This window comes from Sulfuricella sp. T08, from assembly GCF_000971475.1.
Classification (GTDB): domain Bacteria; phylum Pseudomonadota; class Gammaproteobacteria; order Burkholderiales; family Sulfuricellaceae; genus Sulfuricella.
The window spans coordinates 32,286-55,089 of the sequence record NZ_DF967553.1 but is presented as its reverse complement, the minus strand read 5'-3'; the positions used below and the strand labels follow the sequence as shown (position 1 = coordinate 55,089).

Below are 22,804 nucleotides of genomic sequence, written 5' to 3'. Positions count from 1 at the left end.
AGGCATGACGATATCCACCTCGGTGCTCGGGGATTTTTGGCCTGGCATACAGCTTTATTACCCGCCGGTGAAGTATGCGCCGTCCCTTGGCATTTACGAAGACCTGGAGGCGGCAGCGCTGCGCTTCAAGAAGCACGCCCGCAACACCAACGCCCACACTTTGCTGTTCGATCTGGAAGACGGCTGCCGCCAGAAAGCCTTGAGCCGCGACCTGCTGCGCCAGGAGCTGCCGGACCTCGAACGCGATGACGTCACCGTGGCGGTTCGCATCAATCCCTTCCGTACCGAAGAATACGACAAGGATATTCAGATGGTGCGCGACCTCGCCGACCACATCGACGTGGTGATGCTGGCGAAAGCCGGAGAAGCCTACGGCGCCGCCGAAATCCGCGATCTCTCGGCATGGCTGGCCGGGGTGAACGGGCGTATCACCATCCAGCCCATCATCGAGCATCCCAAGTCGTTGAAGATCGCTCCCGAGATCATGGCCTATCCCACGGTGCGGCACGTGGTGTTCGGCATCCACGATTTCTCCAAGGCGATGGGCATCCATATCACCCCCGAGCACTGGACCGAGGAACTCAAGTTCTTCCTCAATCAGATCCTGTTCGAGGCGCGCATCGCCGGCAAGGGGGTGATCGGGGGGGTGGAAGTGCTGATCGGCGACTCCACCATGCCGGACAACTTCGTCGAGCCCCACGATATCCGGCGCTGGCTGGACTTGCACGGCGATCACGAATCGCGCGTGGTGTTCCGTCATGCCTGCGAGGAAGCGGCGCTGGGACTCACCGGAAAGCAGGCGATCCACCCCAGCCATATCCACCTGTGCAAGGTGGCTTACACCCCATCGCCCACCGAGATCCTCCGCAACATCCGCATCCTCAAGGCAGCGGTGGAGGCAGATGCGCTGCTGGGTGGGGCAATCAAGTTCGAGGGTGAAATGCTTGACCCGCCGATGTTCGGCAAGGCGCTGCAAGTGCTGCTGCGAGCCCATGCCCTGCGCGCATTGTCCGAGGAGGATACGCGTTTCGCCCTGACCGTGCTGGGAATGCTGCCGGCCCAGGTAATCCGGGAAAACTGGCCGTACGGGGTGATTTTGTAACCCCAGGCCGGATAAGCTGGAAAAGCTTGCTCATAAAAAGAGTTAGCCGTAACAGATAGAAGCCGGATTAACCGTTCTGTCGGTCAACAAATCAGGAGTAAGAACCCATGCCCTTTACGCATTTCGAGAACCATGCCTGGAACCTCCCGGAATACTTCAACATCGCCGTTGCCTGCACCGATGCCCACCTCGGCACGCTCACGGAAAACCGGGTGGCCATGATCGTGGAGGACGACGCCCTCGGTACCAGCCAGGCCACTTACGGCGAACTCGCCGCGAGCACCAGCCGTTTCGCCCAGTTGCTGCGCAACCTGGGGGTGGAAAAGGGGGATCGGGTGCTGATCCGCCTGCCCAACAGCCTTGCTTTTCCCACCGCTTTCTTCGGCGCCATGAAACAGGGGGCGATCGCCGTACCCACTTCGACCCTGCTCACCGCCGAGGAGGTGCTATATCTCGCCAAAGATTCGGGGGCGATGCTGCTGGTCACCGACAAGGCCATGTGGGACGGCCTGAAGGACAAGCTGACCGGCCTCGACAGCCTGCGCCACGTGCTGCTCGCCGGAACAGGCGCAGTCATTTCCGCGGCGGGGCTAAATGTCCTCGACCTGGAAACGGAACTGGCGAAAATCGGCCAGTGCCCGCCCTCGCGGGAAACCCGCTCCGACGACCCGGCGTACCTGGTTTACACCTCCGGCACCACCGGTTACCCCAAGGGAGTGCTCCACGCCCATCGGGCCATGATCGGCCGCGAGCCGGCGGCCAGGCACTGGTTCGATTTCGCTGTGGAAGGCGACCGCATCGTGCATTCCGGCAAGTTCAACTGGACCTATGTCCTGGGATCTGCCCTGATGGACCCCCTGTATCGGGGCAAGACCGTGATCGTCCACGAGGGCAGGAATGATGCCTCCGGCTGGTTGAGACTGATCGCCAAGCATAGCGCCACCATTTTCATCGGCGTCCCCACCATCTACCGGCAGATCCTGCAAAAAACCGCTTCCGGCCGTGACGACGTGCCTACCCTGCGCCATTGCATGAGCGCCGGCGAGCACCTCTCCGACGAAGTGCTTGCCCAGTGGCGGGAACGCTTCGGCATGGATATCTACGAGGCGGTGGGGATGTCGGAGTGTTCCTACTATCTTTCCGAGAACAAGTTCCGCCCCATTCGCCCTGGTTCGGCGGGCTTTCCGCAGCCCGGCCACGAGGTGAGGCTGCTCGATCCCGAGACCCTCGAGGAAGTAGCACAGGGTGAGGAAGGCATGATCTGCATCCCGGACGACGATCCGGGCCTGTTCATGCGCTACTGGAACCTGCCCGAGGAAACCGCCAAGGCGTTCAAGGGGCGCTGGTTCCTCACCGGCGATTATGCCAGGTTCGACGAGGACGGCTACATCTGGTTCCTGGGGCGTAAGGACGACATCATCAACACTTTCGGTTACCGGGTTTCGCCCCACGAAATCGAACGGGTGATGAAAAACCATCCCCAGGTGGCAGATTGCGCCGCCACCGGTGAGGAGATATCCAAAGACAAGGTGCTGGTGGCGGCCTATACCATCCTGCATCCCGGCAGCGTCGCGACCGCAGATGACCTTGTCGTGTATGCCCGGGAGCATCTTGCCGCCTACAAAGCGCCGAAGATCGTCTATCTCGTGAGCGACCTTCCACGCACCAAGAACGGCAAGGTGATGCGCCAGCATCTCGTCCCGTCCCTGGCCGTGGCGCGCTCCACCCTCTGACCGAAGGGAGTAGCTATCATGCGCAATCCTTACCGCCCGCGCCGTTCCATGCTTTATGTGCCCGGCTCGGTGCCGCGCTTCTTGGAGAAGGCGCGCACCTTGCAGGTGGACTCGCTGATCCTCGACCTGGAAGACCCGGTGCTTCCAGAACACAAGACCGAGGCGCGCAAGAACGTGGTCGAGGCAATCCGCCAGGGCGGCTTCGGTTACCGGGAGATCGTGGTGCGGGTCAATGCCCTCGCCACGCCTTGGGGCAAGGACGATCTTGCCGCGGTGGCTGGGATCGGCGCCGACGCCATCCTGTTTCCCAAGATCGAGAGCCGGCAGGACGTGCTCGCCGCGCTATCCGCCCTGGATGCGGTCGGTGCGCCGGAATTGCCGATCATGGTGCTGATCGAAACCCCTTTCGGGGTGCTTCGCGCCGAGGAAATAGCCGGCGCCTCGGATCGCATCGTGTGTATGGTGATGGGCACTTCCGATCTCACCAATGAACTCCGCGCCCGCATCACTCAGGACCGGCTACCCATGCTCCACAGCCTTTCCCACTGCCTGCTGGCGGCCCGCGCCTATGGGGTTTCCATCGTTGATGGAGTCCACCTCGACCTGAACGATATGCATTCCTTCGAGTATGCTTGTCGCCTGGCGCGCGACCTGGGCTTCGACGGCAAGAGTCTGATCCACCCGTTCCAGATCCCCTACGCCAACGATGCGTTCGCCCCCCGTCCAGCTAGCCTGGAGTCGGCAAAACGCATCATCGCCGCTCTCACCGAGGCCAATGCGGCGGGAATGGGCGTGGCAGTGGTGGATGGGCGTCTGGTGGAGAACCTGCATGTGGAGGCGGCCAAGCACACCCTGATGATTCATGAGATGATTGAAAAAATGCAGGCGGAGGAATAACCATGAACAAGGCCAGCACCGGCAATTATTTCGAAGATTTCAGTCTCGGGCAGACTCTGGTTCACGGCACGCCGCGCACCGTCGGCGAGGGAGAGGCCTCTCTCTATATCGCTCTTACCGGCGCGCGCCAAGTACTGCATAGCGCGAAGACCGTCGCCCATGCTTTGGGTTACAAGGATCGCCCGCTGGACGATCTGCTGGTATTCAATATCGCCTTCGGCAAAACCGTACCGGACATTTCCCTCAATGCCGTGGCCAACCTGGGCTACGCCGATGTGCGCTTCCTCAGGCCCGTCCATGCCGGCGACACCATCTCGGCGGAGTCCACGGTGGTCGGCCTCAGGGAAAATGCCAACCGCAAGAGTGGCATCGTTTGGGTGCGCTCTACCGCACTCAACCAGAACGGCGAGGAAATACTCTCCTGGGTGCGCTGGGTGATGGTGCACAAGAAAAGCCCGGACAGCCCCGCACCGACTCCCGTCGTCCCCGAAGCGCCGGCGTTCGTCGCTCCGGACCGGCTGATGGTGCCCGCAGCCCTCGACGCCCAAGGCTTCGAGACCGAGGTCACCGGCGGCCCCTGGCTATGGGACGATTACGCGCCGCTCGAGCGCATCGACCACCTTGCCGGCATGACGGTGGATGAATCCGACCACACCCTCGCCACCAAGCTCTATCAGAACAATGCACGGGTGCATTTCGACGCCCATGCCATGAAGGATACCCAGTTTGGGCGGCGGCTGGTGTACGGCGGCCATGTCATCTCGGTGTGCCGGGCACTGGCCTACGACGGCCTGGAGAACGCCCTGACCATCGCTGCCATAAACGGAGGCAGCCACTGCAACCCGACTTTCGGCGGCGACACCCTGTATGCTTATTCCGAAGTGCTGGACAAGTGGGAACTGCCGGGCCGTAGCGATCTTGGAGCCTTAAGGCTGCGCATGGTGGGCGTGAAGAATCTCCCCCCAGCCGAACTGGTCGCGCCGCAAGTCGAGGAGGGTGGCATGCAACGCTATCACCCCAGCGTGGTGCTGGATCTGGACTATACGGTACTGATTCCGCGCCGCTAACCAAGGAGACCCCATGAGCCATTCAGTTCACCCCAGCGACGCCCTGTTCAAGGGTGAGCGACCCTTCCCGGCGATCCCCGCCTGCGAACATTTTGCCGGCAGCGAAAAATTGATCCTCAAGGCGCTGGAATTGCAGGACAAGCTCGGCCCGATCTTCGACATTACCTGCGACTGCGAGGATGGTGCACCGGCGGGCCGCGAGCAGGAGCACGCCGAAATGATCGTGCGGGTACAGAATTCGGCAGCCAACCGGCACAAGATGGCCGGCGTGCGCATCCACGACCCGAGCCACGGCCACTGGAAAAAAGACGTGGATATTCTGGTGGAGGGAGTCGGCGAGACTACCGCCTACATCACCATCCCGAAGGCGACCAAAACCAGGCAGATCGCCGACATGATCGAATACATCCAGAAACGAGCGGCAAAGAGTGGCGTGAAACGCGACATCCCAATCCACGCACTGATTGAAACCCACGGCGCGCTGCGCGATGTCCATGAGATCGCCGCCCTGCCGTGGCTGCAGGTGCTTGACTTCGGCCTGATGGATTTCGTCTCCGGCCACCACGGCGCCATTTCCGCCAGTTGCATGCGCAGCCCCGGCCAGTTCGAGCATCGCCTGATTGCTCGCGCCAAGGGTGAAGTGGTCGCGGCAGCACTGGGAAATGGAATCGTTCCGGCGCACAACGTCACCCTCGATCTGAAAAACCCCTACGCTGCCTACCAGGATGCCCGTCGGGCGCGTACCGAATTCGGCTTCCTGCGGCAGTGGAGCATTTACCCCACGCAAATCCAGCCCATCGTCGATGCCATGAAGCCTGACCATTCCGAAGTGTCAGCCGGCGCGGCCATCCTGCTCTCCGCACAAAAAGCCGACTGGGGACCGATCCAGCACGCCGGCGAGCTGCACGACCGCGCCACCTACCGCTATTACTGGGAAGTGCTGCAAAAAGCCAAGGTCACCGGCATCAAGCTGCCTGAGGACGCGGAACAGGCGTTTTTCGGGTAGGGGCCGTAAGGCGTTGATCGCCATATCGGGTCAGTCCCCCTATGGGTCATCCTTTGCAGATGATCAGGGATAGCGGCTAGAATTCGTTTTTTACTTTGTCTGTAGGAAACCCCATGAAATTCGGCACCCCGTTAAGCCCTAGCGCAACCCGCGTCATGCTGCTCGGCAGCGGCGAACTCGGCAAGGAAGTGATCATCGCCTTGCAGCGCCTTGGCGTGGAAGTGATTGCGGTGGACCGTTATGCGAATGCGCCCGGCCATCAGGTGGCGCATCGCGCGCACGTCATCAATATGGCCGATGGCGCCGCGCTGCGCGCCCTGGTCGAGCAGGAAAAGCCGCACCTGATCGTGCCAGAGATCGAAGCCATCGCCACCGACATGCTGGTCGAAATCGAACGTGATGGACTGGCCGAGGTGATACCCACGGCGCGCGCCGCGCAGTTGACCATGAATCGCGAAGGCATACGCCGACTGGCGGCAGAAACGCTGCAACTGCCTGTTTCGCCCTATGCCTTCGCCGACAGCCTGGAGGAACTTCAGGCGGCGATCGATGGCGGCATCGGCTATCCCTGTATCGTCAAGCCGGTGATGTCCTCCTCCGGCAAGGGCCAATCCCGGCTGGATGGCCCTGCCAATGTCAAAACGGCATGGGATTATGCCGCCAGCGGCAGCCGGGTGAACCAGGGGCGGGTAATCGTCGAGGGTTTCATCGCCTTCGAGTACGAAATCACGCTGCTCACCGTGCGTGCGGTGGGCGCTTCGGGCCAGGTGGAAACCTTTTTCTGCGAGCCGATCGGCCACGTCCAGGTCAAGGGCGATTACGTCGAAAGCTGGCAGCCGCAGACTATGAACGACGTGGCCCTGTCCCGTTCGCGTGAAATCGCCAGGGCGGTGACGGATAATCTGGGAGGCCGCGGCATTTTCGGCGTGGAATTGTTCGTCAAGGGCGATCAGGTGTGGTTTTCAGAAGTCAGCCCGCGACCGCACGATACCGGCATGGTGACCATGTGCAGCCAGGTCCAGAGTGAATTTGATCTTCATGCCCGTGCCATCCTCGGTCTTCCGGTGGACACATGCCTGCGGGCGCCTGGTGCCAGTGCAGTGATCTATGGGGGCATGGAGGCGACCGGCATTGCCTTTGAAGGCGTGGCGGAAGCCTTGGTCGTGCCGCAGAGCGACCTGCGTCTGTTCGGCAAGCCGGAAAGCTTTACTCGACGCCGCATGGGCGTGGGGCTCGCCAACGGCAAGGACGTGGATGAGGCGCGTGCTCGAGCCAAGCTCGTGGCAAGCACAGTCAGGCCGGTGCGAGGCTAGGCATGCAGACACATTACGAAAGAATCGGCGGCGAGGAAGTGGTGCGCAAGCTGGTCGACCGCTTCTACGACCTGATGGACCAGCAGCAGAATTTTCAGGACATCCGCGAACTGCATGCGAAAAGCCTGAAAGCTTCGCGCGAGAAGCTGTTCATGTTCCTGTCCGGCTGGCTTGGCGGGCCGCAGCTGTATGTCGAGAAATACGGTCATCCGCGCCTGCGCCAGCGCCACCTGCCATTTGCCATTAGCGAATTGGAGCGCGATCAGTGGATGACCTGCATGATCCAGGCGATGCAGGATCTGGGTCTCGAAGAGGATTTGAGTGAAGAATTAAAACGCGCCTTCTGGAAAACGGCTGATTTTATGCGCAACAAGGAGGGATGATTTGTGCTCGAAAATGACAAAACTGTAACCCATCGTGTTCTGCCAAGAATCTATAATCCAAAACGTAATGTTTGCTAGAGAGAAAAAAATGAAAATCTTGATGTTGTTGGCGATGGGTGTACTGGTGATTTCTGCGACTACAGCAAAAGCCATGGATAGTGGTGCTATCCTGGGTGGGGCACTTGGCGGTGGCGCGGGAGCTGCAATTGGTTCGGCCGTTGGTGGGCGCGATGGTGCAATTATTGGTGGCGCTGTTGGCGGTGCGGCCGGTGTAGCGGTGGCAACGTCTGACCGCAAACGTGAAAACATCCGGGTGAGAAAGGAAGTCGTATACGTTGATGACCACGATCATCATGACAATGGCCGGCATCTCGGCCACTACAAGAACAAGCACGGTCACCACGACGATTGAGTCGGGGTGAGGTGACAAAAAAAGGCGCTCAGTTGAGCGCCTTTTTTCATGGTGTTACCTGTCAGGATTACCTGCCGCGACTGACGGGACGTCCGGTTCCGGTAGCACTCTTGTTCGGGCCGCCGCGACCGGCATAGCCTTCGCGGTTTCCATTAGGCCTACCTTCGTAGCCAGGGCGACGGTCATTGTTGCCGAATCCAGGACGCTTGCCAGAAGGGCTGGGCGCACCGGAACGCATCGGGCGTTTCGCTTCAAAGCCAGGAACGATGTGCGGGGTGATGGCGTGGCCGGTGAAACGCTCAATCTTCTTCAGGTTCATCACGTCCTTGCCGGAAGCGAAGGATACTGCAATCCCCGTGCTGCCTGCACGGCCGGTACGGCCAATGCGGTGAACGTAGTCCTCGGCGAACTTGGGCAGATCGAAGTTGATTACGTGGCTGATGCCGGCCACGTCAAGTCCGCGAGCTGCCACGTCGGTGGCGACCAGTACTTTGATGGCGCCACTGCGCATGCGGGTGAGAGTGCGGTTGCGCGCGCCCTGGTTCATGTCGCCATGCAGCGCTGCAGCCTGATGGCCCAGTGCGAAAAGGTCTTCAGCCAGCATGTCGGCGTCGCGTTTGGTAGAGGTGAACACGATTGCCTGTTTGACATCGATGTCGGTTAACAGGTGCTGCAACAAGCGGTTTTTATGCGCCATGTCGTCGACAATGTGCAGGCGCTGCTCGATATTCTCGTGCTTGGCCTGTTGCGCGGTCATCTGGATGCGCTTTGGATCTTTCAGCAGGCGCTTCGCCAAGGTTGCGATAGTGCCTTCCAGTGTCGCCGAGAAGAGCAGGGTCTGGCGGCTGGCAGGGGTAGCAGCAGCGATTTTCTCGACGTCGTCGATGAAACCCATGTCCAGCATGCGGTCGGCTTCGTCCAGTACCAGCATTTCCAGGCGCGAGAAATCGATACGGCCGCGATCAAGATGGTCAATCAGGCGGCCAGGCGTGGCGACGAGGATATCCACAGGCTGCGACAGCAGCTTGTTCTGCAGCGGGTAGGGCATGCCGCCGAGGATGCTGACGGTTTTGACGCGCATGTGCTTGCTGTACTTACGCGCGGCGTCGTTAACCTGATTCGCCAGTTCGCGTGTCGGGGTCAATACCAGTATGCGCGGGCCTTTGCTTTTGCTCTGTGAAGGCTCGGTCAGATATTGCAGCGCAGGCAGGATGAAGGCGGCAGTTTTGCCGGTGCCGGTTTGCGCCGACGCCATCAGGTCATGACCGGCGAGAACTTCGGGGATGGCCGCAGCCTGGATCGGTGAGGGTTCGGTGTAACCGCTATCGGCGATTGCTTGCAGGATGGCGGGATTCAGATTCAGTTTTTCAAAAGACACGTATATTTCCTTAAAGTTAAGGTAAAAATAACGCGCAGCAGGCAATAAGCAGGGGTGACCCGATAGTTAAGGGGTCAAGTACCAAACACCACGCGGCGCTAAAACATCGTCGCTAACCGGGGTGTATCGTACTCAGGAAATTCTGAGAAGGAAGGGTCAGGAGCGATGAACAAAGGCTGATCATACATTGCTTCAGCCAAGCGGCGCATTATACGGAGATTTTCCAGAAAAGCCAGATATTTATGCTACAATCGCTGACTTTTTTACATAGCAGGAATCAATACATGTCACGCGCCCAACGCAATATTGCAATCATCGCCCACGTCGACCACGGCAAGACCACGCTGGTGGACAAGCTGCTGCACCAGGCCGGCACCTTTGCCTCGCACCAGCATATCGCCGAACGGGTGATGGACAGCAACGATCAGGAAAAGGAGCGTGGCATTACCATTCTCGCCAAGAACACTTCTGTGGAATATGAAGGTGTTCACATCAACATCGTGGATACCCCCGGGCACGCAGACTTCGGCGGTGAGGTGGAACGGGTGCTGGGCATGGTCGATGGCGTGTTGCTGCTGGTGGATGCAGTGGAAGGCCCGATGCCGCAAACCCGGTTCGTGACCAAGAAAGCGCTTGCGCTGGGTCTCAAGCCGATTGTCGTGGTGAACAAGATCGATCGTCCTGGCGCGCGCCCGGACTGGGTCGTCAACCAGACCTTCGAACTGTTCGACAAGCTGGGTGCAACCGATGATCAACTGGATTTTCCGGTGGTCTACGCTTCCGCAATCAACGGCTACGCCATGTTGGAGTTGGACAAGCCTTGCGATCACATGCGCGCCCTGTTCGATACCGTTCTCAAGCACGTGGAACCGCCGAAGGGGGATCCGGATGCTCCGTTGCAGCTTCAGATTGCCGCACTGGACTATTCCAGCTTCGTCGGTCGTATCGGTATCGGCCGCGTTGCCAATGGCCGCATCAAGCCGGGCCAGCAGGTTGTCGTGATGAACGGACCGGATGGCACCCCGAAAAACGCCAAGATTAACCAGGTGATGGGATTCCATGGTCTGGAGCGCGTGCAGCTGGATGAAGCGCAGGCCGGGGATATTATTCTGATTACCGGAATTGAAGAAGTGGGTATCGGCGTTACCATCTGCGACAAGGAAAATCCTCAGGGGCTGCCACTGTTGCTGGTGGATGAGCCGACGCTGAACATGAACTTCCGCGTTAATACTTCGCCGCTGGCCGGCACCGAGGGCAAATTCGTCACCAGCCGCCAATTGCGCGACCGGCTGCAGAAGGAACTGTTGATCAACGTGGCGTTAAAGGTTGAAGAGACCGAGGATGCCGACTCTTTTGTCGTTTCCGGGCGAGGCGAACTGCATCTTACGGTGCTGCTGGAAAATATGCGCCGCGAAGGTTATGAACTGGCCGTAGGCAAGCCGCGTGTGGTGATGAAAGAAATCAACGGCGTCAAGTGCGAGCCCTATGAGGCGCTTACACTCGATGTGGAGGATGCAAACCAGGGCGCGGTGATGGAGGAACTGGGCCGCCGCCGCGGCGATTTGCAGGACATGCAACCCGACGGCCATGGCCGGGTGCGTCTGGAGTACCGCATTCCCGCGCGTGGACTGATCGGATTCCAGGGCGAATTCATGACCCTGACCCGCGGTACCGGCGTGATGTCGCACGTGTTCGATGAGTATGCCGAGGTCAGGGCCGACATTCCTGGCCGCCGCAACGGCGTGCTGATCAGCCAGGATAATGGCGAGGCTGTCGCCTACGCCCTGTGGAAACTGGAAGATCGCGGCAAAATGTTCGTGAGCCCCGGCGACAAGCTGTATGAAGGCATGATCATCGGCATTCACAGTCGCGACAATGATCTGGTGGTGAATCCGATCAAGGGCAAGCAACTGACCAACGTGCGTTCCTCCGGCACGGACGAGGCGGTACGCCTTACCACGCCAATCAAGATGACGCTGGAATCAGCAGTGGAGTTCATCGATGACGACGAACTGGTGGAAATCACGCCCAAGTCGATCCGCATCCGCAAGCGCTTCCTGCTTGAGCACGAGCGCAAAAAGGCATCGCGGTCCTAACGGCCTGGCTTCATAAAAATCCCCCGCTTCCCGATATACATATCGGGAAGCGGGGGATTTTTATTTGGTGACTGTCTACCCAGATCCCGACCGAGTAACGGCGCCATCGGTGATGCGTTATAATCTTCCCTCCATTTAATTAGAGAAAGCCATGCCTGAAATCCTGATCGGCATTCTGTTGTTGTTTATCCTGGCCGCCGCCTTGTGGCTGGGGTTCGGATTCAGCGGGCTGGTTCGCCAGCAGAATGAACTGCCGGCCCTGGTGGCGCAAATCATGGAGGAGAAGCACCGTGCCATGCTGTCCGACTTGCACGATGGGCTGACCAGGCAGGGCGACCGCATGAATTCAGCTGCAGCGGAAAATGCCGAGCGCCTGCGCGGATCGATTTCTCAGGAACTCCAGTTAAACCGGGATGCGCTGGAAAAATTGCAACTGTCTCAGAGCGCAAGCCTGGCACAGACCCGCGAAGCCATGCTGGCACAGTCTGCAGAGCAGGTGCGCGCCAATCAGGAACTGATTCAGTCCACTCTGCGCAACACCACTCAACAACTGACTACCGCCATTGAATCTCTGACCAAATCGGTGGATGGTCGCCTTGAGCAGATCAGCGGCAAGGTGACGGAGCGGTTGGACGAGGGGTTCAAGAAAACCAACGAGACCTTCGCTAACGTCATGGCACGACTGGCGACTATCGACGAGGCGCAGAAGAAGATCGACGGACTCACCACCAACATGGTGAGCCTGCAGGAACTGCTTGGTGACAAGCGTTCGCGCGGCGCCTTCGGCGAGGTTCAGCTTGAGGCGCTGGTGCGCAATATTCTGCCGCCTTCGGCTTACGCCTTCCAGCAAACCCTGAGCAATGGCAACCGCGTGGACTGCCTGTTGACGCTGCCCGAGCCGACTGGCAATGTCGCGGTAGACTCCAAGTTTCCTCTGGAAAACTATCACCGCATGTTCGCTGCCGAGCTTTCAGAGGGTGACCGTGCCCAAGCGCTTAAGCAGTTCAAGTCGGACGTAAAAAAACATGTAGATGCGATCAGCGAGAAGTACATCATTCCCGGTGAAACCAGCGATGGCGCGGTGATGTTCGTGCCTGCTGAGGCGGTATTTGCGGAGATACACGGCCATCATCAGGATGACGTGGTGGATTACGCGATGCAGAAGCGCGTATGGATTGTTTCGCCAACCACCATGATGGCGATTCTGAACACCGCCCGGGCCGTGATCAAGGACGTGGAAACTCGCAAGCAGGTGCATATCATCAAGGATGCGCTGAGCAAGCTGGGTAAGGAGTTTTCCCGCTTCGACACACGCATGAAAAAGCTGGCGGATCATATTCGCCTGGCCCATGAGGATGCCGAGGAAGTACATGTCACCAGCCAGAAGATCAGCCGCCGTTTTGCCCAGATCGAGCATGTACAACTGGATGAATCAGGCGTGCCGGTTTTGGAAGTTCTTGGCGACGTTCCAATCGCCGGGGAAGATTCCTGAGCTTGCTGCAGAATTCAACCCCCCTCATTCTTGCCGGTTTTGGCGATATGCACAGGCCTCACAGCAGCAGGAGTAGAAGCCGGCTGAAGCTGCCAGATGTTTATTTCTTTTTCGCCGGTTGAGGGTTTTTAAGCATCCACACAGCCAGAATGCCCTCAATTTCATGACTCAGGGAATGGTAGGCCTTGTCGTGCGGAGTTTCGTTCTTGAAGTCCTTGGCGTAGGGATCGGCACCCTTGCTCAGGAAAAATTCGACCAGTTCCTTCTTCCCGGTAAAAGCGGCAATGTGCAGCGGTGTCGAGCCGTTGTTGTCTCTGGCGTTGACATTGGCACCCTTGGCTACGAGCAGTTTGGCGATTCCCGGGTTGGAACTGGAGGCCGCGATGTGAAGCGGCGTAGAGCCGAGTTCGGTGCGTGCGTTGATGAGATTCTTGTTGGTGGCCAGAATTTTTTCCACCTCTTGCGGTGTGCCATCCCGGGCGGCTTCGAAAATCGTACCTGCCGCGTGAGAATTTCCAATTACGCTCAGCAGAAAAATGGCGACACCGATGATTTTAGAGCTTCTGTTCATTGCTGGATTCCTTTTGATTCGTTATCTGGATGGCGTTTGGTATGATGATAGTGGCGGCAAGTTTAATGTGAATCCAATGAGGAGTAAATTGATGCAGAACGTTTTCAGATTTCATATCGGCGTAGCCGTTCTCGGCGTGGCTGTCGCTTTCTCCGCACAGGCAGCTGACTGGGCACCGGTCACTCAGGTCGGCGACAGCGTGCGTGAGATAGATACATCCAGTATCGTGGGCACGGCGCCGGTTTTCACTTATACAACTCGCCACGTTTTTGGGGATTTGGAATACCGCGTCGGCAGGCGTGGCATAAAATATCTGGTGATATCGAGCAAGTCTGATTGCCGCCGCCAGACCACCTCGAGGCTGACGGTAGATGCTTACGATGAAAACATGTCGCTGGTCAGCAAGCAGGCCATTCAAAATCCGGAAGAAACCCTTGTTTCTCCAGACAGTATCGAGGAAGCGGTGCTTAAGTATGTGTGTCAACCCAAATAGCCTAGTGTCATTCCTATATTAGAATTTAGTGGAATCCCCTAACTACAAGTCAGGGCGTTTGTTATATCCTTGTTTGATCATTGGACATAACCAGATGGAATATTATAGATGTTAGGCAGGTTCTTGAAATGGATGTTCGGTCAACAGGATTCACATTCCCACGCATCTAGCAAGCAGGCTCAGCGAGCATCTACCACGAGCCTGAACGAGAGCAAGCTCGATGGCTTTGCGCCGCTAAAGGAAATCGACCATTCCGCTGTATTCGGGCAAGGTCTCTCTCCCTCTTCACTCACTGTCTCATCGGTTAAACCCTCTGCGGAAGAGGGCGCAGCCCAGGCCGAAACCGTTCAGTCTTTTGTTTGCCGAGAACCCATGCTGGACAGCAGCGGGCGCATGGCGGGCTATGAATTCATGTTGCGCAAATCTCCCAGGAACAAAGTTCGCCTTGAAACCCGTGCGGTTTTGCGCCTGTACGACGAGGTTTTGCTCCGCAATATGATGGACATGGAAATTGGCCGATTACTGGGCAGCCGGTTGGCCTTTATCGGTATTTCCCCGGCTTCCCTCGGTTGTCGCTTATTTGAAGACCTGCCGAAAAAAGGCGTGGTGCTGGTTATCCGCTCTGCATCGGAATTGATCGACAAACCTGAAGAAACATTGGCATATCTGATGGCACTTAAGGAAAAAGGTTTCCTGATTGCGCTGGAGGATTTTTCGTATGTGCCAGAGATGAGCCAGTTTCTTCAGGTCGCCGATTTGGCGATCATTGACGTTTCCTCGGAAGATTCGCAGAGACTAAGCTACATGGTGGATTCTCTATGCAGCCAGTATCTATGGATGAGATTGATCGCAAAAAATGTCGAATCCACGGAGGCCTATGAAGCTTGCCGGAAATTGCGTTTCGATTATTTCCAGGGGTCTTTCCTGACACGGTTGGAGGAACTGGAGCAGCCCAGGGTCAGCTCTAATCACATCAGGCTGTTCGAACTGCTGAACCTGATTCAGAAAGATGCCGATATAACTGAACTGGTTAACGTGTTCAAGCTTGATCCTATGCTGACCTATAAATTTCTGCGCTACATCAACTCTGTGGGTGGCGGGTTGGTGATGAAAGTGGCCGCCATCGAACATGCTGTTGCCGTGTTGGGCCAGAAAAAACTCTATCGGTGGTTGACCTTGCTTTTGTACAGTGGCGGAACAGCCCATCCGCAGGATAGGGCGCTGATGGAAAATGCGATGGTTCGTGGACGGATGACGGAAACGCTGGGGCGGGAAGCTTTCCCGCCTGGAGAACTGGATAACTTGTTTATCGTCGGTTTCTTTTCGCTATTGGACGTGCTGCTCAGGGTGCCGATGGGAAAGGCGCTGGCCTACCTTAATCTGTCTGAGGAATTGACTCTGGCTCTGGTGCACCAAGAAGGGAAATATGCGCCTTATCTGGAGCTTGCCATTGCCTGCGAGCAATTCGAACCTGAAAGAATTGCCGAGCTCGCAGCTGATTGCGGTCTGGATGTACAGAAAGTGAATCTCGCACATATCGACTCTATGCTGTGGGCTCTGGAAGTCGAGCAATAACCCCCGCTTAACTCCTGCACTATACTCTGGTCTAAAATTGGAACCAGCGCACTGTTCTTCAGGGTGAGCTTCGTTTTGATTTGGTGACAAGATAGTCGACGACCGACAGCACATCCGCCTGGTTGCCGCCCAACATGCTGGCTGAAGTCACGTATTGTCCATTTATCGCGATTGTCGGCACCGAATCTACGCCGTAGGCTACAGTCAGCTGTTGTGCGCGCTGAACTTTTTTCATTACGGCAGCAGAGTTGATAATTTTGAGAAATTCATTTTTCCCGACGCCCTGTTTTTCGAGGAAAGCTGCCATCTGTTCTGTTGTTTTCATGGGTATCCATTCCTCATGAATGGCGTTGAATATCCGGCTGTGCAACTCCTCCACTTTGCCTAAACTCTCCAGTGCGTAATAAAGCTGTTGTTGCAGAATTGCCCCTTTATTCCGCGCCACAGGAATGCGTTTGAAAGCGATACTGTTCCGATGGCGTTTGGCCCATGGCTCTATAAGCGGCGCCATGGCATTACAGTGTGGGCAGTCGTACCAGAAAAACTCGATAACTTCTACTTTACCGCCTGCCTTCGTTGGTTGAGGAGAACTCAGTACCTGGTAATCAAACCCTTCTTCCGGCGTTGCAGGTGAAGCAGCAGCAACTGCTGTCGACAAAACGATGGCTGCTCCCAGCAAGATGGCGATAGCGGAAGTGACAAAGTCTTGGGTAGGTGACTGCATTTTCAGACTAGCCTTATTGGGAGGGCATCAATACTGCCAAGTGGTGCCAAGTTCAGGATCGCATTGGCTAGCAAGTCCAATGCGGCCTTTTCTGGCGGTTGGCTAGTAGCCGGTTCGGGTGTGTTCAGGCAAAGCGGTGTCATCACCGAAAAAGTTCCAGAGCAGTTGTGCAAAAACCTCTGGGGCAATAACGGTGTGGCGGTTTTCGGTTTCCTGAAGTCTGAGGCGTAAGCTCTTGCGCAGTTCAGCATTGCCGGTAAGGTCAAAAATGATATCGACCTGATCGCCAAGTTTGATCACCTCCATGGCATCCTTGAAAACCGGTACGTTGCTGTGAGCAAAGCCCAGAGCGACAGGGGAGTCCAGATGGCGGTCTGCCACGGCCACGATTTCCACGTTGACATGTTCTTCCTGGATTTTCTCCAGAAAATGTTCGGCGAAAGATTCGCCAACGCTACCCAAGCCTAGCAATGCAACTTTGACTTTATTGCCCATGGTCGTTGTTCCTCCTGATTTTATTAATATATGCGTCTAAGTTTCGCGATTCGAGAATAGCTGAATGGCTGGATCGTGGCAAGCGCAGGGCTTGGAGGACGGACAGGAGAATGGAGCTGCATATCCCGAAATAAAAAATGGCTAGTGCCCAGGCACTAGCCATTTCATTGTCAGACTCGTCAATTTTAGAGTGGCCAGCAGTGCGTTGTGGCCACTTATCGAATCTAGGTTCTTGACTGCATCGGTCGCAACGGGTCGGCGCCGATAGTGCCGCTCAGGCTTTGCAGGTATGCCGTGCTCTTTACCCACGCCAGCTTGGTCTTGGCACTTTCTAGCCGTTCAAGGATGTCAAGCCGTTCGGCCAGATCTTGATGGCTTGTACGGTGGGCGAAGGTATCCAGATAAGTGATATGGCGCTCCCAAAGATGGATGTCCCGCACCTGCTTTGTCATTAGCCGTTCCTGGTACCAGTCCGACGCGAGCAATGCTTCACGGGTAAACAAGGCACGGATGGTGGGGTCATGCACGTCTTTTTCCTCATGCTGTCCATTAGCCATGATGTGGAGCAGGGCCTTGAGCGGTGGGCAGGCATCTTCCACGCTGCCATCCTCCAGATAGCGGGCTGCCACAATTTGCTGCGCTTCAACGATATTTTCAACGCCATCCACGAATACCGCCATATCCTGGGTTTCGGGCCGCAGGATTTGCTCGCCGAATACCGCACGAGGCGCATCGAACATCTTGCCCATGAAGCCGTGCACGAAGCGTTCCGTGATGCGATAGCCGAGGCGGCTAGCCTGGATCAGGCGGCCCTGATATTGGAAATCTGCTATCTTTTCCATGTAGCCGTTTTCGATCAGGAAACGCGGATCCCGTTCCTGTGGCTTCAGGCGCGACCAGATTTCCGGCACAAGCAGGCTGATGTCGTGGTCGACGCGGAGATTCGGGCCGATATAACCCGCCGCGGTGGAATAGCCGGCGTAACCCGTAAGGATGAAAGATACCAGCGTATTGTTCAGATCCACAGTGGGCCGGAGGGCGTTAAACGGCCCTTTGGTGAGCGCGCCTTCGCTGCCTGCCCCTGTCGTGGAGGGCGACTTGCCGGTGAGGCTGCAGATGAAGTCCATGAACAGCTCGGGCAGTTCCTGAAAGTGAATCGGGTTATATACTGCCAGAGGGCGGATGCCGGGTTCCGGCGGGTTGTTGCGTCGGCCTACCAGCACTGCGTTGACGGGTTCAATGACGGGCGTGCCCAAGGGGATTCGGCGATTGAATCTGGCGCCGATTTCCGCCACATAGCGTCCTACCGGGTTGGCAATATCAGACCGCAGTTGCAGATAACGAGGATTTTTGCTCGGCTTGCCATCCACCAAGCGAGGATGTGCCGAGGACACCACATATTCGTTTGCTTCATGGGCCTCGCGAAGAGTCTTGCGCATGGGCTCGGTGTACTGGTCTAACCCCACCACGTCATCGATAATTTTCGACAATGTCTCGCCATGGAGCGGCTCGAAATTCGCAAGGAAATTGTCGCGCAGAGACATGTCCTGCTCGGTCTGGAGATCGAATCCGCGATGAACCGCCTCGTCCGGGCGCTGGAACAGGCGGTATTCGCAATTGCGGACGAGCTTGACGGAAGGATCATTGCTTTTCGGCGATAAATTGGGCAGGGATGCAGCGGGAACGACAACCGAGGCGCTGATGTCGTCCTCCATCTGTACCTTGTCGGCAGCGATGAAGTCCTGGCGTAATTTGAACACGCGCCACGCCCCATTTTCCGCAAAACCTATCCGTAAATAGGAGCCTACCAGCTTTCTATCACCGAGCTTGAGTTCATGGCCGGGATGGCCGTTAACGAAATCCGTCGAAAGTTGGTTGCGCCAGTCGTCGCCCCATTCCGGGCGATACATGCGCTTGATGATGAACACCAGCGCTAGAATACGGTCGGGAATTTCTTCCAGCCAGGCATTGTATTCCTCGGTGTGGGCGGGGGATGGGGTGAGTACCTTGATCACCGATCCCAGGCTGCGTTCGGCGCTGAGTAACGTACGGGCCGCATCCCGGTCCTCATGCTCGAATCCCGGTTTGAAGCGGCCAGAGTAATTTTTCTTGATGATCTTTTCAACTTGGGTGAGGTCCTTCTCCAGATCCGCAACGAAAAGCGGTCCGTAGATCACCGCGTCATTCAGCGACTTGGAAATCTCCGACTTTCCTCCACCTGATACGGTGCAGGGCTTGTGGCAGAAAGTGCCTTCAGGATCAGTGCCCACCAGACGCCATGATGGCGCGCCCGGATGTTTGCACATCTCGACCTTGTAACCGTTGGGCTGCACGTAGATATGGCCTGGACGCAGCTTGATGGTCTGTGGTGCGCCATCCTTCACCCAGCTGATGGTTTGAGCGGGAAGATCCATGCGCAGATCCTGCGGCACGTAAATGACTTCCGGATGCTGCTTGTCTATGCCGTAGCCTTCCGGTTGCACGTTAATCAATTTGCCATACTGGGTTACAATTTCCTCGAAGCTGTAGCCCGGCACTCGCGTGATGCTGTCCACGCCGAATTCCTCGCCGTGGTTGTGCCGCGGGAATGCCAGTGCGCCGCCCGCATGTTCCTCTTCGGCCAGCCCGAAAAGGTTGGTGGCATAGCTGATCTGGGTCTTGACCTCTTTCTTGCAGTATCCGAAGTAATTGTCAGCCAGAATGGTGACAATCACCCCGCGCTCGTCGCGAGCGGTGATCTTGAAGGCGGAGCCGTCGTTATACAGTTCCTTTTCATTGACCCAGCACATACCGTCCGCCTGTTGGCGAGGCGTTGCGGCATCCCGGTGGGGCAGCCCAAGCTCTTTCTTGGTAAACCGGGTCAGGTGGGGTGCCAGAATCACACAACCGGTGTGGCCGGACCAGTGATCCACGTCCAGCCCGACATCGTTCGACGCAAGGACAGGGTTGCCGCCATTGCCGAAGATGCTTTCTACGAAATCCAGATTGCTCACCAGACCACCAGGTGCGAAGAAGCGAATTTCCATGATCTTTTCTGGTTCGCTGCCGGGGATTTCGGGGCAGATTACCGGGCGTAGCAGCAGCGAAACGAACATCGATGCTTCCTGAGGCTGTCCAGCGGAGAACGGCAAGCGCAGCAAATGTTCCGGGGGGGTGAATGCCTCACGTAGCAGACGTGCAAAAGCAACCTTTGGAACCGCCTTCTTGTCGCCGGGGATCGGCAGGCCGCCCTCGGTTACGTGGAATAAGCCCTTGGTCGTGCGACGGTCGCTTACCGGATTGTGCAGCACACCGTTGCGGATGCGATAACTGCTGACATAATCGCCCTTGAACACATTTTCGTTCACTGGCAGGGAAAGCTCCCTGGCCACGCCATGGCGGTCGAGTATCAGCGTGTTTTCTGGCAGCCGGGGCACAGCACCATCTGCAGCATCAGCAAGATAATCGTCCAGGAACGTCTGGATACGTTGATCGGGTGGGCAGAGGTAACCGCTCAACAAGCGGGATTTTTCCCGGTAGCTTTGCAGAAGATTGTGCGCAACGGCCAGGAAATCGCTACTTTCGCCCTCCAGGCAGGGCGGCTGGCCCGACGAGGACAGCTTCAGGTTGATATAAAGCTGAAGGCGTTTGCGGGTTTCTTTAGGGTCTTCAGAATCGTCCCCTAGCCCCAGAAATTGATTCAGATCCATAATGCGCTTTACCTTGTACGTGCATCTGCACTTGAGAAAAACCAGTATTTTACCCTGAAACGAGTGAATTTTAGATGGTTGACAGATGGAACCCGCAAGTTGCGACAGCAATAATCTGGTAACTGAGGCTGAGTTTATTGCCTAAAATTCATGTGCACATTCACAGGGCAGTTGATTTTGCCTGATATAAAAGGATTTTCCGGTATAACATTGCGCCGTATACCGACAATCGGCACTGCCCTTGATACAATCAAAACGCACAGAAAAAAGCTTATCCAATTGAACATATAGGTCATTCATGTTAACAAACGCACTAACGAAGCAGGAACTCACGAGATTGGAGGAATTGCTGGCCTCGCCCATTTTCAATGGAAAGGGCATGAGCCTGGACAAATTGCAGGGATTCCTGTGCGCTGTTGTCAGCGCGCCGGATGCCATCGCGCCGGGCCAATGGATGCATGAAGTTTTCAAGATCGGGCCGGAACACGAAGCGATGGAGCTGGCTCAGGAATTCATGACGCTAATGATGCGTTTCTATAACGGCGTGGCCGCAACGCTCGGCGAAAACCAGCCCATCAACTTTATCCTGAAATCCCTCTCGACCACTGACCAGAGGCCTGATTACCAAACATGGTGCGAGGGCTACATTCTGGGGTGGGGGCTTTCCGCAGAGGAATGGCTGAGTCCGGGAAACGAACCTCTGAAGAAGCTGACTTTCCCAATTCTGCTTTTGTCCGGTGCATTTAAAGAAGAATCTGAAAGAAGGGGAAAGAAATACCTGCCTGATGATGAATATGTGAAATTGCAGCAGGAATGTGCTGACATGCTTCCCAAGGTAGTTGCTGGGATATATCACTATTGGCATTCCAGAACGAAGCCTGTTTCAACCAAGCGAGAAACGCCTAAAGTCGGGCGCAATGAGACTTGTCTGTGTGGGAGTGGTCTGAAATTCAAGCAATGCTGCGGCAAGGAAAGAACGCTGCACTAATCTAAAAATCCGTAGTGCTTCCCCAAAAACCGGGATTTCGCCACCATTACTCAAGAGGAAATCGATACAGCGATGGAGCGATTGAACAATCGGCCCAGAAAGCGACTTGGATATCAGACAGCCAGTCAGGTATTCTTCAGGCGTTGAATTTCAAACTTGAATCCGCGCAAAGGCATTGAGCCTGTCGGTTTTATTAAAAAATCTCCGGATTCAGGCGTTCGGTTACTTATTGTTTATCAATTGATATCATGCCAAGGTCAACATGCGCTATCAAGGGCGAATCACAGAATGGAAAGACAGTAGGGGCTTCGGATTCATTACCCAGAACGGTGGTGGTGACACGGTTTTCGTACATATCCGCGCGTTTGGAAAGGGGCAGCAACGTCCTGTTGGGAATGAACTCGTCACATACGAACTTGTGAATGATGAGAAGAAAGGCAGCCGCGCGGAGAGCGTCCTTTACGTCGGGTCTCGCCCAGCTCCCGCACGCATTGAACTGCCAAGATTCCTGATTCCAGTTATTTTTGCGATTATCGTGGCAGGAATTGGGTTCTATGGTTGGCAGCATTTCACCCTGATAACAACTCAAGTTGAACACCTCGTAGGCAGCGAGCCCGTGTTGCCTCATGGTGCCACCGAGGGAAGTGGTTCCACGTTGCCTCTTAGCCCCACAGAAAGCAGCCAGCTCAGCGCCACTGCGAAGTTCGAGTGCCAGGGGAAACGCTACTGCTCAGAGATGACATCCTGCGAGGAAGCGACGTTCTATCTAAAGAACTGTCCTGGAGTGGAAATAGATGGTGACGGTGATGGCATTCCGTGTGAATCGCAGTGGTGTGGCCACTGAACTGAAGTTACACACAGAAGGACGGACAGAAGGGTGTTTGACCGTTTTGCGCCATAACTAGAGATTAAACAGGCGAAAACCCTAACGTGATCCTGGCACAATGTCGGCATAGCCCAAATCGGCATAAACTCGGTATAAACCCCGCCTGAAGAACGGTAATGATCGAATCCATCCTCAAGTTCCTCAGCGCCTACGTCGAAAAGTTGCCACGGATCGGCGTACCCAAAGACAAGCAGGCGCATTTTATCGTAGGTGCGGTTCTGTTCTTCTTGCTGGCGGCTTGCGGAGCACCTACATTACTTGCTGTGGGCATAGTATCTCTCACCGGCGCAGCGAAAGAAATCTACGACCACTTCCATCCTGATTTGCAGACCTGTGATTTCTTTGACTGGCTTGCAACGACGCTGGGTGGCTTGTTCGCACTCGCTGTCTGGAGCGTCTTGTGATCGACCTGTTCAACCCCGAAGCTATACAGACCCCAGTATCTCTATGCCGAGCCCTAGAAAAGTAAAAGGCCACCCCGAAAGATAGCCTAGTGCTTGAAAA

At 56.4% G+C, this 22,804-nt stretch carries 20 protein-coding genes; 15 read left to right on the top strand and 5 right to left on the bottom strand.

Annotated elements, in window-relative coordinates; genetic code table 11:
• Window positions 1-4: 4 nt before the first annotated feature.
• The 8 genes from SCT_RS13580 (at window position 5) to SCT_RS13545 (ending at window position 7,913) form a co-directional block, all read left to right on the top strand.
• The gene (locus tag SCT_RS13580; RefSeq protein WP_059423974.1) at window positions 5-1,102 is read left to right on the top strand and encodes a CoA ester lyase; all 1,098 of its coding nucleotides are present in this window, start codon (window positions 5-7) and stop codon (window positions 1,100-1,102) included.
• Window positions 1,103-1,209: 107 nt separating this feature from the next.
• On the top strand, window positions 1,210-2,835 hold the full coding sequence (locus SCT_RS13575) for an acyl-CoA synthetase (RefSeq protein ID WP_059423971.1): 1,626 nt from the start codon (window positions 1,210-1,212) through the stop codon (window positions 2,833-2,835).
• A gap of 18 nt (window positions 2,836-2,853) precedes the next feature.
• Window positions 2,854-3,732, top strand: a complete 879-nt coding sequence (locus SCT_RS13570) for a CoA ester lyase (RefSeq protein ID WP_237759699.1) — start codon at window positions 2,854-2,856, stop codon at window positions 3,730-3,732.
• Window positions 3,733-3,734: 2 nt separating this feature from the next.
• A complete protein-coding gene (locus SCT_RS13565) occupies window positions 3,735-4,799 on the top strand; it encodes a MaoC family dehydratase (RefSeq protein WP_059423967.1) in 1,065 nt (354 codons plus the stop codon).
• 13 nt (window positions 4,800-4,812) lie between these two features.
• A complete protein-coding gene (locus SCT_RS13560) occupies window positions 4,813-5,805 on the top strand; it encodes a CoA ester lyase (protein WP_059423965.1) in 993 nt (330 codons plus the stop codon).
• 113 nt (window positions 5,806-5,918) lie between these two features.
• On the top strand, window positions 5,919-7,118 hold the full coding sequence (gene purT, locus SCT_RS13555) for a formate-dependent phosphoribosylglycinamide formyltransferase (RefSeq protein WP_059423963.1): 1,200 nt from the start codon (window positions 5,919-5,921) through the stop codon (window positions 7,116-7,118).
• A gap of 2 nt (window positions 7,119-7,120) precedes the next feature.
• Entirely contained in the window at window positions 7,121-7,501 is a 381-nt protein-coding gene (locus tag SCT_RS13550) for a group II truncated hemoglobin (RefSeq protein ID WP_059423962.1), read from the top strand.
• Window positions 7,502-7,589: 88 nt separating this feature from the next.
• Entirely contained in the window at window positions 7,590-7,913 is a 324-nt protein-coding gene (locus SCT_RS13545) for a hypothetical protein (protein ID WP_088178668.1), read from the top strand.
• A 67-nt stretch (window positions 7,914-7,980) separates the two neighbouring features.
• Here SCT_RS13545 and SCT_RS13540 read toward each other — a convergent pair whose 3' ends face one another.
• Window positions 7,981-9,291 carry a DEAD/DEAH box helicase gene (locus SCT_RS13540; protein WP_189799672.1) on the bottom strand — a complete coding sequence of 437 codons (1,311 nt, stop codon included), beginning with the start codon at window positions 9,289-9,291 and terminating at the stop codon, window positions 7,981-7,983.
• Between the two features lie 284 nt (window positions 9,292-9,575).
• On the opposite strand from SCT_RS13540, the gene typA reads away from it, so the two are divergent.
• Window positions 9,576-11,387, top strand: a complete 1,812-nt coding sequence (gene typA / locus SCT_RS13535; RefSeq protein WP_059423957.1) for a translational GTPase TypA — start codon at window positions 9,576-9,578, stop codon at window positions 11,385-11,387.
• A 151-nt stretch (window positions 11,388-11,538) separates the two neighbouring features.
• On the top strand, window positions 11,539-12,879 hold the full coding sequence (locus SCT_RS13530) for a DNA recombination protein RmuC (RefSeq protein ID WP_059423955.1): 1,341 nt from the start codon (window positions 11,539-11,541) through the stop codon (window positions 12,877-12,879).
• 100 nt (window positions 12,880-12,979) lie between these two features.
• Here SCT_RS13530 and SCT_RS13525 read toward each other — a convergent pair whose 3' ends face one another.
• The gene (locus SCT_RS13525; RefSeq protein ID WP_059423953.1) at window positions 12,980-13,450 is read right to left on the bottom strand and encodes an ankyrin repeat domain-containing protein; all 471 of its coding nucleotides are present in this window, start codon (window positions 13,448-13,450) and stop codon (window positions 12,980-12,982) included.
• Here SCT_RS13525 and SCT_RS13520 point away from each other — a divergent pair.
• Together SCT_RS13520 and SCT_RS13515 are read left to right on the top strand one after the other, a co-directional pair.
• Window positions 13,428-13,943, top strand: a complete 516-nt coding sequence (locus tag SCT_RS13520; protein WP_144408276.1) for a surface-adhesin E family protein — start codon at window positions 13,428-13,430, stop codon at window positions 13,941-13,943. The genes SCT_RS13525 and SCT_RS13520 overlap by 23 nt on opposite strands.
• A gap of 108 nt (window positions 13,944-14,051) precedes the next feature.
• Window positions 14,052-15,518: an EAL and HDOD domain-containing protein gene (locus tag SCT_RS13515; protein ID WP_082098360.1), complete on the top strand. Its 1,467-nt coding sequence runs from the start codon at window positions 14,052-14,054 to the stop codon at window positions 15,516-15,518.
• 58 nt (window positions 15,519-15,576) lie between these two features.
• Here SCT_RS13515 and SCT_RS13510 read toward each other — a convergent pair whose 3' ends face one another.
• The 3 genes from SCT_RS13510 to SCT_RS13500 all read right to left on the bottom strand — a co-directional run bounded on the left by SCT_RS13510 (window position 15,577) and on the right by SCT_RS13500 (window position 20,426).
• Window positions 15,577-16,242: a thiol:disulfide interchange protein DsbA/DsbL gene (locus SCT_RS13510; protein WP_059423947.1), complete on the bottom strand. Its 666-nt coding sequence runs from the start codon at window positions 16,240-16,242 to the stop codon at window positions 15,577-15,579.
• Between the two features lie 102 nt (window positions 16,243-16,344).
• Complete coding sequence (locus SCT_RS13505) at window positions 16,345-16,737, bottom strand: hypothetical protein (protein ID WP_059423945.1); 393 nt, start codon at window positions 16,735-16,737, stop codon at window positions 16,345-16,347.
• A gap of 224 nt (window positions 16,738-16,961) precedes the next feature.
• Entirely contained in the window at window positions 16,962-20,426 is a 3,465-nt protein-coding gene (locus SCT_RS13500) for a hypothetical protein (protein WP_059423943.1), read from the bottom strand.
• A gap of 298 nt (window positions 20,427-20,724) precedes the next feature.
• On the opposite strand from SCT_RS13500, the gene SCT_RS13495 reads away from it, so the two are divergent.
• The 3 genes from SCT_RS13495 (at window position 20,725) to SCT_RS13485 (ending at window position 22,704) form a co-directional block, all read left to right on the top strand.
• Complete coding sequence (locus SCT_RS13495) at window positions 20,725-21,414, top strand: UPF0149 family protein (RefSeq protein WP_082098361.1); 690 nt, start codon at window positions 20,725-20,727, stop codon at window positions 21,412-21,414.
• A 262-nt stretch (window positions 21,415-21,676) separates the two neighbouring features.
• A complete protein-coding gene (locus SCT_RS16850; RefSeq protein ID WP_082098359.1) occupies window positions 21,677-22,258 on the top strand; it encodes an excalibur calcium-binding domain-containing protein in 582 nt (193 codons plus the stop codon).
• A 158-nt stretch (window positions 22,259-22,416) separates the two neighbouring features.
• A complete protein-coding gene (locus tag SCT_RS13485; RefSeq protein WP_059423937.1) occupies window positions 22,417-22,704 on the top strand; it encodes a hypothetical protein in 288 nt (95 codons plus the stop codon).
• Window positions 22,705-22,804 lie beyond the last annotated feature (100 nt).